11 protein-coding genes are annotated in these 12,395 nt (G+C 60.0%); 3 read left to right on the plus strand and 8 right to left on the minus strand.

All coding sequences use genetic code 11. The features are described from left to right. Positions 1-2: 2 nt before the first annotated feature. Positions 3-317 carry a DUF3572 domain-containing protein gene (locus PMI11_RS27720; RefSeq protein ID WP_007823937.1) on the minus strand — a complete coding sequence of 105 codons (315 nt, stop codon included), beginning with the start codon at positions 315-317 and terminating at the stop codon, positions 3-5. A gap of 132 nt (positions 318-449) precedes the next feature. Here PMI11_RS27720 and PMI11_RS27725 point away from each other — a divergent pair, with 132 nt between their 5' ends. Both PMI11_RS27725 and PMI11_RS27730 read left to right on the plus strand, forming a co-directional pair. Next, complete coding sequence (locus tag PMI11_RS27725; protein WP_003547430.1) at positions 450-821, plus strand: response regulator; 372 nt, start codon at positions 450-452, stop codon at positions 819-821. 19 nt (positions 822-840) lie between these two features. Continuing rightward, a complete protein-coding gene (locus PMI11_RS27730; protein WP_007823940.1) occupies positions 841-2,214 on the plus strand; it encodes a PleD family two-component system response regulator in 1,374 nt (457 codons plus the stop codon). A 759-nt stretch (positions 2,215-2,973) separates the two neighbouring features. On the opposite strand, the gene rpmG is transcribed toward PMI11_RS27730, so the two are convergent. The 5 genes from rpmG to topA all read right to left on the minus strand — a co-directional run bounded on the left by rpmG (position 2,974) and on the right by topA (position 10,173). Then, positions 2,974-3,141 (minus strand): 50S ribosomal protein L33, encoded by a 168-nt coding sequence (rpmG, locus tag PMI11_RS27735; protein ID WP_003547442.1) that lies wholly within the window; start codon positions 3,139-3,141, stop codon positions 2,974-2,976. 93 nt (positions 3,142-3,234) lie between these two features. Then, on the minus strand, positions 3,235-4,419 hold the full coding sequence (locus tag PMI11_RS27740) for an MFS transporter (RefSeq protein ID WP_007823941.1): 1,185 nt from the start codon (positions 4,417-4,419) through the stop codon (positions 3,235-3,237). Between the two features lie 251 nt (positions 4,420-4,670). After that, complete coding sequence (locus tag PMI11_RS27745) at positions 4,671-5,123, minus strand: DUF983 domain-containing protein (protein ID WP_007823942.1); 453 nt, start codon at positions 5,121-5,123, stop codon at positions 4,671-4,673. A gap of 20 nt (positions 5,124-5,143) precedes the next feature. Then, the gene (rnr, locus tag PMI11_RS27750) at positions 5,144-7,513 is read right to left on the minus strand and encodes a ribonuclease R (protein WP_037072365.1); all 2,370 of its coding nucleotides are present in this window, start codon (positions 7,511-7,513) and stop codon (positions 5,144-5,146) included. Between the two features lie 2 nt (positions 7,514-7,515). Beyond that, positions 7,516-10,173, minus strand: coding sequence for a type I DNA topoisomerase (gene topA / locus PMI11_RS27755; RefSeq protein ID WP_007823946.1), 2,658 nt, complete (start codon positions 10,171-10,173; stop codon positions 7,516-7,518). A gap of 256 nt (positions 10,174-10,429) precedes the next feature. Between topA and PMI11_RS27760 the strand changes: the two genes are divergently transcribed. Continuing rightward, positions 10,430-10,636: a hypothetical protein gene (locus PMI11_RS27760; protein WP_007823950.1), complete on the plus strand. Its 207-nt coding sequence runs from the start codon at positions 10,430-10,432 to the stop codon at positions 10,634-10,636. Here PMI11_RS27760 and dprA read toward each other — a convergent pair. Together dprA and plsY are read right to left on the minus strand one after the other, a co-directional pair. Beyond that, positions 10,616-11,764, minus strand: a complete 1,149-nt coding sequence (dprA, locus tag PMI11_RS27765; RefSeq protein ID WP_007823952.1) for a DNA-processing protein DprA — start codon at positions 11,762-11,764, stop codon at positions 10,616-10,618. The two genes, PMI11_RS27760 and dprA, sit on opposite strands and share 21 nt — an antisense overlap. Beyond that, positions 11,764-12,384 carry a glycerol-3-phosphate 1-O-acyltransferase PlsY gene (gene plsY / locus PMI11_RS27770; protein WP_007823954.1) on the minus strand — a complete coding sequence of 207 codons (621 nt, stop codon included), beginning with the start codon at positions 12,382-12,384 and terminating at the stop codon, positions 11,764-11,766. Before plsY ends, dprA begins: the two co-directional genes overlap by 1 nt. Positions 12,385-12,395: the final 11 nt, after the last annotated feature.

Consider the following 12,395-nt stretch of genomic DNA (forward strand, 5'->3'; position numbering starts at 1 on the left):
GATCAGTATTCCCCAGAGTCGAGGCCAGGCGGCGAGAAGTGGCGCCATGCCGCAGTCAGCGCTTCCGGCGTCGTGTTCGTCGCCTCACAGAAGGCGATTGCCGTCGGCTCATGGTTCATAAGAAAGTCCAGCATGCCGGCGAGAAAGCCGGGATCGGTGATGGCATTGCGCACTTGCTGCGGTTCTACGCCTGTCAATGCCAGGAAGCGACCGAAGAGATCCGGGTCGTTCGCAAGCCAGCCAAGGACGGCAATGGCCGTTCCTTGCGGATCGGCTGTCGCCGCAAGTTGTTTCGAAGTCTTGAAATTGCTTTGCATTGCGGTGGTCGAGTTACCTTTTCTTCAACCAAATACCGGTAGCTTGCACTATCGGTTTCATGGAGCCATTTGTCAGCTAATGTCTTTATCATGGACATTTGGCTTCAAGAGCGGACGTAGGGACAGCTGATCATGCCCAAACAGGTGATGATTGTAGAAGATAACGAGCTCAACATGAAGCTCTTTCGCGACCTCATCGAGGCCTCGGGCTATACCACGATCCAGACCCGCAACGGCATGGAAGCGCTTGATCTTGCGCGCAAACATCGCCCCGATCTTATACTTATGGATATTCAGCTTCCGGAAGTTTCCGGCCTCGAAGTCACCAAGTGGCTGAAGGAAGACGACGAACTGCATGTGATCCCGGTCATCGCCGTCACGGCCTTTGCCATGAAGGGCGACGAGGAGCGGATCAGACAGGGCGGCTGCGAGGCCTATGTCTCGAAGCCGATCTCCGTTCCGAAATTCATTGAGACGATCAAGACTTATTTGGGCGACGCCTGAGGCATCGGAAAAAAGATTCATGACTGCGCGAATACTGGTTGTTGATGATATTCCGGCAAATGTGAAGCTGCTCGAAGCGCGGCTGCTGGCCGAATATTTCGACGTGCTGACCGCGGCCGACGGCTACGAGGCGCTGGCGATCTGCGACCGCAACCAGGTGGATCTCATCTTGCTCGACATCATGATGCCCGGCATCGACGGTTTCGAAGTATGCGAGCGGCTGAAGGCCAATCCGAAGACCGCCCATATTCCTGTCGTCATGGTCACCGCGCTCGACCAGTCGGCCGACCGCGTGCGCGGCCTGAAGGCCGGTGCCGACGACTTCCTGACGAAGCCCGTCAACGACCTGCAGCTCATCTCCCGCGTAAAAAGCCTGCTGCGCCTGAAGACGCTGAGCGACGAACTGCGCGTGCGCGCCGAGACCGCCCATACGATGGGCATGGACGAATTGATGCGCGCCGGCGACGGACGCTCGGACGAGGCGGGACAGGTGTTGCTGGTCGACAGCCGCGCCAACTCGCAGGAACGCATCATCAAGGCGCTGAAGCCCGTCGCAGACGTGGTCGCCATCTCCGATCCGCAGGCGGCTCTTTTCGAAGCTGCCGAGAGCGCCTTCGAACTCGTCATCGTCAACGCCAATTTCGATGAATATGATCCGCTGCGGCTCTGCTCGCAGTTCCGCTCGCTGGAACGGACCCGTTTCCTGCCGATCCTGATCATCACGGAGCAGGGCGCCGACGAGATGGTCATCCGCGCGCTCGATCTCGGCGTCAACGACTATATCGTGCGCCCTGTCGATCCGAACGAACTGGTCGCCCGCAGCCTGACGCAGATCCGCCGCAAGCGCTACAACGACCGCCTGCGCGCCAGCGTCAAGCAGACAATCGAGCTTGCTGTCACCGATCCGCTGACCGGTCTGAACAACCGCCGTTATCTCGACAACCATCTCAACGTGCTCTTCAACCGCTCGATGGCCCGTGGCCGGCCGCTCTCGGTGCTGATTACCGATATCGACCGCTTCAAGCAGGTAAATGACACCTATGGCCATGACGGCGGCGACCAGGTGCTGAAGGAATTCGCAAACCGCGTGCGCTCGACTGTCCGCGGCGCTGATCTTGCCTGCCGTTACGGCGGGGAAGAGTTCGTCGTCGTCATGCCGGACACCTCGCCGGAAATTGCCGCAGCCGTTGCCGAGCGCCTGCGCGCGGCCATTGAAAGCACGCCGTTCCTGCTGAAGTCGTCGGGCGAAACGCTGAATATTACGGCCTCTTTCGGCATATCCTCGCGCATAGCCTCAGTCATAACGCCCGACCAGCTCATGAAGCAGGCAGACCTTGCGCTCTATGAGGCGAAAAATACCGGGCGCAACCGCGTCGTGGCCTCGGCCGCCTGACACACAGCGTTCCGTAATGCGTCGCTTTCGGTTATCCACTGGGGGTAGCTGAACCTTACAAATATTTAATTTTGCTGGCTGCAACGAAGGCGCCGGTTTTCCAACCCGATAGCCAAAAAATGGACTTTAAAGCGTGTTTCTTCTGATAACACGTATCGCCTGCTCCCGAAAGCTAGAGGCGGCGAACACGAAAAGAAGAGCGGACTATAGTTGCATCCCGATTGTCTGGTCTGTGTAAATCGTATTTCACAAAACGTAACGCCGACACCTTACGTTAGGGGAGGGGCTGACGTATTATTGCAATATATTTCTGAAATTCTTGCCGATATAAAATATTGTCCTTTTGGTAAAAGAGATTTGGCTGCGTCTTTACACGTGCCAAAATTGGACTTTTAACCATAGAATCATACTCGTAAATTTTACCATTAAGAATTTGTTGATTTTCTTTCATTTTTGCGCAAATTATCGGCTCAGAACAGAAAACGCTCCCATGGAGGAGCCGTCGATACCCCATGATGCTCAGGTCCGCCGCATCTCCTGGGTCGTGGGGTCGGTCGGCTGGTACGCAATCTCAAACGGTTCCTCGTGCCGTTTTGCATGCTGGCCGACCCCCTTTTCGTGAAAACGCCGTCACTTCCCAAAGATGGAAGGGCGGCGTTTTTCTTTGTTTGCGCTAACATTACCGTCAGCAAGTCCAGAACAAACAAAAAGCGCGCAACCCGAAGGCGCGCGCTTTTTTAGAACCGTCAGACCAAGTGATTACTTGATCTTGGTTTCCTTGAACTCGACGTGCTTCTTTGCAACCGGGTCGTACTTGGTCTTCGTCATCTTGTCCGTCATCGTACGGCTGTTCTTCGTCGTGACGTAGAAGAAACCGGTGTCGGCCGTCGACAGAAGCTTGATCTTGATAGTGGTAGCCTTGGCCATGGTCGTCCTGCCTTTAAGAAAATGAAAGCCGTGGAAAACCGGATAGGCTCCACGGCAAATTCTGGCGCGAAACTACGAATCTAGCCCGAAAAGTCAAGCCCGCTTTCCGAGGAAAAGCAGTCTTATGCCGGCGAGCAAGGCATAAAGCCCGAAGAAACCGGCAATTGCATAGGCAAAACCGTTGTTTCCGGCAACATCGATGGCAACGCCGATCACCTGGGGACCTGCAACGGTGCCGACGGCATAACAGAAAACGAAAGCGGCATTGGCCGCCGCAAGGTCGGAACCTGTCAGACGCGAGCCGAGATGGCTCAGACCGACCGTGTAGAGGCCAGAGACGCAGCCACCCCAGAAAAGCAGGATGCCGGCCATGAGAAGCCAGTTGTCAACCAGGACCGGCAGCATCATCGTGCCGACGAAGCCGGTCAGGGCCATCAGCGCCAGCAGGGGGCGCTTGTCCTTGATGCGGTCCGAAAGCAACCCGAGCGGGATCTGGAAGATGACGTTGCCGACACCCATCATGGTGAGCAGCAGGGCGGCCTGCGATTCGGTGAAATGCGCACGCACCGCAAAGATCGGAAAGAGCGAGAGGCCGCCGGCTTCGACTGCACCGAAGATGAAGACGGCCGCCGTTGCGGTCGGCACCAGGAAGACATAGCGCATGAAATGCAGTTCCGGCTTCTCGTCCAGGACAGGGCTTTCATGGCGAGCGATGAAGATCGGGATCGCAGCCAGCAGGATCGCGAAGGCACCGACCAGGAAGGGCAGGATGCCGTCGCTGCCAAGCAGCGAGAAGATCAGTGGTCCGGCAGCAAAGCCGAGTGAAAGGACGGTTGCATAGATGCCGAGCACGAAGCCGCGTTTGGAAGGCGGCGAGGCCGCATTAATCCAGAATTCGGAGAGGATGAAGAGTGTGGTCGTCGCGCCGTGGAAGGCGAAACGCAGCGGAAACCACATCCAGAAATCCCGAGCATAGTAGAAGCCGAGCGCGCTCAACGCCGAGATAAGCACCGCCCACATCATGGTAGGCGCCACACCGTATTTATGCGCGAGCTTGGTGGTGATCGGTGCCGCCGCCATCGCCGCGATACCGGCCATGGCGGTGTTGAGGCCGATGAGGGTGGAGGAAATGCCACGCTTTTCGAGAATAATGCTGAGGAGAGGAAGTCCCAGGCCGATCGCTATGCCGACAGCGGAGATGGACGAGACGGCTGCCACCAGAGAAGGCCAATGGATTTCCTCGACATGGCCCGGTGTGCCGTTCCTCGGCTGAGACATTTATCCATCCTTAGAGAGGTATGCGGACGAATCGTCCGTCTGGAGCCACATAGAAAGACATAGACATGCCAAATCCAAGTGACGGGCAGGGTTTCACAATATTTCTGGCATCCGCCGGCGATTTCTTGAGTGTAAGCTTTCCCCGTACTAAAGATGATGACCGTGTCGATCCTCTGCAGATAGTCGGCTATGGGCCATGGCGCTCTGGTCGCTGCCACTACACGCGAAATATGTCTGGAAGGTGAAAGTGTTCAAGCTTGCCGGCCGGGTAAGTCGTAATCATCCGGTTCGTCGTCATGGCCGCCGAAACCGTGCATCTTCAGCGCCCATTGCAGGCCTATGACGCCGCCCTTGATCGGCTGGATCGAGACGAGCGCCGTGATGATGGTGATCGGTGTCCAGATGGCGAGATGCATCCAGACCGGCAGCACGAAGGCCATGTCTGTCAGCATGAACCCGCCGACGACGACGTGGCCGAGCACGAGGATGACGAGATAGGGCGGCAGATCGTCGGCGCGCTGGTGGTACATCGCCTCGCCGCAGGCCGCGCAATGATCGACCGGCTTCAGAAAAGCGTGGAACAACTTGCCGCTGCCGCAGGCCGGGCAGCGGTTCAGCATGCCGCGCATGATGGAGCGTCCGAGCGGGCGCTCGACATCGGGCGTATCCCCGTAGCGGACGACCTCGTCTGTCGGTGTGCTCATCGATCTTTCCCTTCTCAGAACTAGCGCCGCCCGCGCGGCGGCCTCGTTCCGATCTTCTTGCGAGCGCGGCTTGCGTCGCGTCGCCCCGCCTTGTGGAAGGAGCGCACAGCCGTGGGCATCTTACGTCCTTCGCTCAGCATCTCGAAGCGCAGGGCGCCCGCAAGCGGGATCGCCTCTGCCAACCGCACCGTCACATCGTCGCCGAGACGATAACCAAGACCCGTCTTTTCACCTGATAGCGCCTGATGCGCCTCGTCATAGATGAAGTAGTCGGAGCCGAGCGTAGATATAGGGATGAAACCATCAGCGCCATAGTCCGGCAGCATGATAAACAGACCGGATTTGGTGACACCCGAAACGCGCCCCTCGAATTCCTGGCCGATGCGACCGGCAAGATGATGGGCGATCAGGCGATCGACCGTCTCGCGTTCGGCGGCCATGGCACGGCGCTCGAAGGTGGAGATTTCGGCGGAGATGTCGTCGAGCGTCGCTTCCTCGTCCGGTGTGATGCCGCCCTCGCCGAAGCCGAGCGAGCCAACGAGCGCGCGATGCACGATCAGGTCCGCATAACGGCGGATCGGCGAGGTGAAGTGCGCATACTTCATCAGGTTCAGGCCGAAATGGCCGATATTCTCAGGGCTGTAGATCGCCTGGCTCTGCGAGCGCAGTACCATCTCGTTGACCATCGTCTGGTGCGGCGTGTTGTCAGCCTTGGCGAGGATGCCGTTGAAGCTGTTGGCGCGCATATTGCCGCCTTTGGCAAGCGAGATGCCGAGGGTAGCGAGGAACTCGCGCAGCACCTCCTGCTTGGCAAGCGTTGGCGTATCGTGGATACGGTAGATCAGCGGCTGGCGCTTTTTTTCCAATGTCTCGGCAGCGCAGACGTTCGCCTGGATCATCATTTCTTCGATCAGCTTGTGCGCATCGAGGCGCGGCGGCACGAAGACCCGTTCGACGGTGCCGTCGGGCTTCAGCAGGATCTTGCGCTCGGGCATATCGAGTTCGAGCGGCTGGCGCCGGTCGCGGCCGCGCTTCATCGTCTCGTAGGCGTGCCACAGCGGCTTCAGGATTGGCTCCAGCAGCGGCCCGGTCTTGTCGTCAGGCTTGCCGTCGATCGCCGCCTGCGCCTGCTGGTAGGACAGCTTAGCAGCGCTCTTCATCATGATGCGATGGAAGGTATGCCCGATCTTGCGGCCGTCCTTCGAGAAGACCATGCGAACCGCAAGGGCAGGGCGGTCGACGCCTTCCTTCAGCGAGCAGAGATCGTTGGAGATGCGTTCCGGCAGCATCGGCACGACACGGTCGGGGAAATAGACAGAGTTGCCGCGCTTCAAGGCTTCGCGGTCGAGCGGCGAATTCGGCCGCACGTACCAGGAGACATCTGCAATTGCGACTGTGACGATCACGCCGCCCGTATTGTCCTCGGATGGATCCTCCTCGGCATAGACGGCATCGTCATGGTCCTTGGCGTCGGCGGGATCGATTGTGATCAGCGGCATGTCGCGCCAGTCCTCCCGATGCGACATGGTGGCAGGCTTGGCGTCATCCGCCTCTGCGACGGCGGCCGGCGGGAAGACATGCGGAATACCGTGCGCGTGGATGGCGATCATCGAGATCGCTTTTTCCGAAGCGACGGAGCCGATGACCGAAAGCACCTTGGCACGCGCCAGGCCGAAACGGCCAAGGCGCGCAATCTCCACCTCGACCAGATCGCCGTCCTTGGCATCGCCCTTGTAGTCGGGGTCGATCAGCATTTCCTCGCCGCGCCGGTCGATGGGCAGCAGGCGTCCGGCACCACCCGGCGCATCCTTGAAGACACCCATGCTGGCACCCCGCCGCTTGTCGATCACCTTGATGATGCGGGCGGTATAGGCCGGGCCGCCGCGGTCGACAGCCGGGAAGATCTTGGCGAGGATACGGTCACCCATGCCGGCAACCGGCGACTTGCCCTTGCCCTGACGGCCCGCCGGCGATTGCTGGCGAATGGCAACGGCAGGGGCCACGCCCTGATCTTCCGGCCATTCGGCCGGGCGGCCGATCAACTCGCCATCCTTGTCGCGCGTGGTGATGTCGAGCACGGTGACGGGAGGCAGCGCACCGGGCCGGATCAGCGACTTGCGGGTCTTCTGCAGCATGCCTTCCTGCTCCAGCTCCTGCAGCAGGTGCTTGAGCTCGACACGGCTTTCGCCCTTCAGCCCGAAGGCCTTAGCAAGCTCGCGCTTGGAGGCTTTCTGCGGATGTTCGGCGATGAAGCGCAGGATAACTTCGCGCGGCGGCAGGATGCCGTGCACGATGTTTAGCGGCTCAGGCGCAGGTTCCCTGCTCGCGCGTCCGAATTTTCCCGGGCGCTTGCCCATGGCTCTCGTAGTCTCGCGCGGTTCTCTCGCCACTCTCAGCTCTTTTTCGTTTTCGCCGGCGCTTTTGCCTTGGTTGCCTTCGGCTTTGCGGCGGTCTTCGTCGTCTTGGCTTCAGCGGCCGCGGCCTTCGGCTTCGCTGCTGACTTGGCCTTGGCCTTGCCGGCGGGAGCCTTGCCTGCCTTTTCCGCAATCAGCACCAGCGCCTCTTCGACGGTGATGGCCTGCGGATCCTTGCCCTTCGGCAGCGTCGCGTTAACCTTGCCCCAGTTGACATAGGGGCCGTAGCGGCCGTCGCGAACAGTGATCGCGCCACCATCGGGATGAGCGCCGAGTTCCTTCAGGGCTGCCGGCGTTCCGCGGTTGCCGCCAGGCGCCTTGGCCTGCTTTTCGGCAATCAGCGTCACGGCGCGGTTGAGACCGACCGAGAAGACGTCCTCGATGCTTTCCAGATTGGCATAGGTACCATCATGCAGCAGGAACGGCCCGTAGCGACCGAGCCCGGAAGAGATCATCTTGCCGGATTCCGGATGTTTGCCGATGTCGCGCGGAAGCGAAATCAGCGCCATCGCCTTTTCGTAGTCGATATCCTCGGGCTTCCAGCCCTTCGGCAGCGAGGAGCGCTTGGCATCCTTGCCGTCGCCGCGCTGGATATAGGGTCCGAAACGACCCGAACGCAGCGTCAGTTCCTCGCCTGTGGTCGGGTCGGTGCCGAGGTTCTTCGGCTCGTTCAGTGCAGCGCCTTCAGCCTCGCCGCCGTTTTCGGAGGAGAGCTGGCGGGTATAGTTGCATTCCGGATAATTGGAGCAGCCGACGAAGGCACCGTACTTGCCGAGCTTCAGTGACAGGTTGCCGGTGCCGCAGACCTGGCAGATGCGCGGATCGCTGCCGTCCTCGCGCTTCGGGAAGACCAGCGGTGCCAGGGCTTCGTTCAGCGAGTCCAGAACGTTGGTGACGCGCAGTTCCTTGGTGTCTTCGATCTGCGAGAAGAAATCCTTCCAGAAGTCGCGAAGAACCTGTTTCCAGTTCAGTTCGCCGGCTGAGATCCGATCGAGCTTCTCTTCGAGATCGGCCGTGAAATCATATTCGACATACTTGGTGAAGAAGCTTTCGAGGAAGGCGGTAACGAGACGCCCCTTCGCCTGCGGAATGAGCTTGCGCTTGTCGATCGTCACATAGTCACGGTCGCGCAGCGTCGCCAGCGTCGCGGCATAGGTGGACGGACGGCCGATGCCGAGCTCTTCCATCTTCTTGATGAGCGAAGCTTCGGAATAACGCGGTGGTGGCTCGGTAAAGTGCTGCGTCGAGTTGATCTTCTGCTTGGCGAGGTTCTCGCGCGCATTGATCTCCGGCAGGCGGCCATCCTCGTCATCAGCGTCGTCGCTCTGCTCGCCATCCTCCTTCTGGTCGGTATAGGCGGCAATGAAACCGTCGAAACGGATGACGGAGCCGACGGCGCGCAGCCCGGCCTTCTGGCCGTTATTGTCGGCAATGATTTCTGCCGTCGTACGTTCGATTTCGGCCGATGCCATCTGGCTGGCGATGCCGCGCTTCCAGATCAGATCGTAGAGGCGGATCTGGTCGGCATCCAGGAACTTGCGGACGCGATCCGGCGAGCGGTTGAAATCGGTCGGGCGGATCGCTTCGTGTGCTTCCTGCGCGTTCTTCGCCTTGGTCGAGTAGAAACGTGCCTTTTCCGGCAGGTAGCGTTCACCGAACTGCTCGCCGATGGCGCTTCGCGCGGCATCGATCGCTTCCGGCGCCATCTGCACGCCGTCCGTACGCATATAGGTGATCAGACCGACGGTCTCGCCGCCAATGTCGACGCCCTCGTAAAGCTTCTGCGCGATCTGCATGGTGCGCGAGGCCGAGAAGCCGAGCTTGGAGGAGGCCGCCTGCTGCAGCGTGGAAGTGGTAAAGGGCGGTGCCGGATTACGCTTTACGGGCTTTGCCTCGACGCTTTCGACGACATAGCTGGCACCTTCCAGCAGTGCCTTCAGCCTGCCGGCTTCTTCGCCATTGCCGATCGAGCGCGGCTGCAGCCGCTTGCCATTGGCGGCAACCAGTCTTGCTTCGAATTCGTCGCCGCGCGGCGTCTTCAAGAGCGCCGACAGGTTCCAGTATTCCTCGGAAATGAAGCGCTCGATCTCGGATTCTCGATCGCAGACGAGGCGCAACGCAACGGACTGCACGCGGCCGGCGGAACGCGCGCCGGGCAGCTTGCGCCAGAGAACCGGCGAGAGGTTGAAGCCGACGAGGTAATCGAGTGCGCGGCGTGCCAGATAGGCATCGACCAGCGGGACGTCGATATCGCGCGGATCGGCCATCGCATCGAGCACGGCCTTCTTGGTGATGGCGTTGAAGACGACGCGCTTGACCGGCTTGCCGTTGATGACGCGCTTCTTGTTCAGAAGGTCGAGAACATGCCAGGAGATCGCTTCGCCTTCGCGATCCGGGTCGGTCGCCAGGAAAAGGGCATCGGAGGATTTCACCGCGTCGGCAATATCCTTCATGCGCTTGGACGAGGCGCTGTCCACCTCCCAAAGCATCTCGAAATCCTGATCCGGAAGAACTGATCCATCCTTGGCAGGCAGATCGCGCACATGGCCGAAAGAGGCGAGCACTTTGTATCCTGGACCCAGATACTTATTGATCGTCTTGGCCTTGGCAGGCGATTCCACCACTACAACATTCATGATGATTCTCTAAAAAAGATGCCGATCCGGCGGAGAGGCAGGCGTAACATGCACTGCAACATGAATACCGGCCCCCCGACATGGACAGGGAATTCGCTCTGGTCAAGAGGTTTGCTTCAATTTTACCTCTTTGCCGCGTGTCGCAACCATTGCGAGATTCTGAGCCTATTGCAATTCAAGATGATTGCGCTATCGTTTTTGAAGTGTGGTTCGGGCTCCTGGTAAAGCAGCCCTCTCCGATTTCATAGAGACAATTATGGCGCCCAAGGCTGCAGAAAAAGACACCGATCGCTCGGCATCGCTTGAAAACATTGCTTTCATCCGGCAGATGCTCGCAGAGTTGCGCCAGGTGGCTGAACGCGAAAATGCGGAGATGCTCTGTTATCTCATTGAAATGGCCTGTGTCGAAGCCGGAGACCTGCAGTCACGCATCGATGGCGGCTCAGTCGGTCATGGAAATTGAAACCAGCCCGCCGGCATGGCGATGAAGCCGCCCGGCCATATCCAGCTCCAGAAGAACAAGATAGACGGCGGAAGCCGAGAGACCGGTATGACGGATGATGTCGTCGACCTCCGCCGGCGTCGGACCGAGCGCATCGATGACGAGCGTGCGATCCGTTTCGTCGGGCGGAAGCGACATCCGGCCGCCTTCGCGCTTCGGTTCTTCGGCTGATTGCAGCGAGAAGAGATCGGGCTGGGAGAGCGGCGCCAGCGCTTCCACGACATCCTCGGGCGAAGTGACGATCATCGCCCCGTCCTTCAGAAGGCCGTTCGTGCCGTGGCAGCGTGGATCGAGCGGCGAACCCGGCACGGCAAAGACCAGCCGCCCGAATTCGCCGGCCATCCGCGCCGTGATAAGCGAACCGGAGCGAACGGCTGCCTCCACGACCGCGACGCCGAGCGAGATGCCCGCAATCAGCCGGTTACGGCGGGGGAAATCGCGCGCACGCGGCTCCCAGCCGAAAGGCATCTCGCTGACGGCAAGCCCGTTGCCATTCCATATCTCCTCCAGCAGTCCGACATTTTCAGGCGGGTAGGGCTGGTCCAGCCCTCCGGCCATTGCGGCAATGGTGCCGGTATCGAGGCTCGCTCGATGGGCGGCCGTGTCGATGCCGCGGGCAAGGCCGGAGACGACCGCATAGCCGGCCCGGCCACACTCTCGGGCGATCATCGCCGCGAACTTCGCGCCGCTGACGGAAGCATTGCGCGAACCGACGATCCCGACTGCCGGCCTGTTTAGCACGGAAAGATCGCCCTTGACCGCGAGCAGTGGCGGCGCGCCGTCGATCTGGCGTAGCGCCTGCGGATAATCAGGCTCGCCGATGCCGACGAAGCGGGCGCCGAAGCGCTGCGCCGCCTCGAGTTCGCGGTATGCTTCGGTTTCGGTGGCGATGCGGATCGAACGGGTCGCGCCGCCGCGCGCCGATAGTTCCGGCAGCATGGAAAGAGCGGCTTCCGCCGAACCGAAATGATTGATGAGATCGCGAAAGGTCGCAGGGCCGACATTGTCTGAGCGGATCAGCCTCAGCCAGGCGATCCTCTGTCTCTCTGTCAGCGCAATTCCTTTTGGCTTTGCGCTGAGCGCGTCCATTACCCCTTAGCCCCGATCTTGCTTTCCGTCCCGCTGATCAGGCGGGAGATATTGGCCTTGTGTTTCCAGTAGGAGATGACGCTCATGATGGCCATGATTGCCGCAACCTTTTCGTCGCCCAATATCCACAATGCAACCGGAATGACAAGCATCGCAACAAGCGCTGAAAGCGAGGAATAGCGGCTGACGAAGGCAACCCCAAGCCAGACGACTGCAAAGAGCAGAACTATTGATGGCGCGACGCCGAGCAGCGTGCCGATATAGGTGGCAACACCCTTGCCACCCTTGAAACCGATCCAGACGGGGAAGAGGTGGCCAATGAAGGCAAAGAAACCGGCGATGATGCCCGCTTCCTCACCCGCGAAATAGGCCATGATCCAGGCAGCGGCGGCAGCTTTCAGCGCATCGAGCAGTAGCGTAGCGGCCGCGAGCTTCTTGTTGCCGGTACGCAGAACGTTGGTCGCGCCGATATTGCCGGAGCCGATGCTGCGCACATCGCCGAGGCCGGCGGCGCGCGTGAGGAGGAGACCGAACGGGATGGAGCCGAGCAGGTAGCCAACGACGACGGCGGCAAGCGCCAGAGGCAGGGTAATCTGCCAGGTGACAAGATCAGATATCATTTTTGTTCCCC

The organism is Rhizobium sp. CF142, from assembly GCF_000281145.1.
GTDB lineage: Bacteria > Pseudomonadota > Alphaproteobacteria > Rhizobiales > Rhizobiaceae > Rhizobium.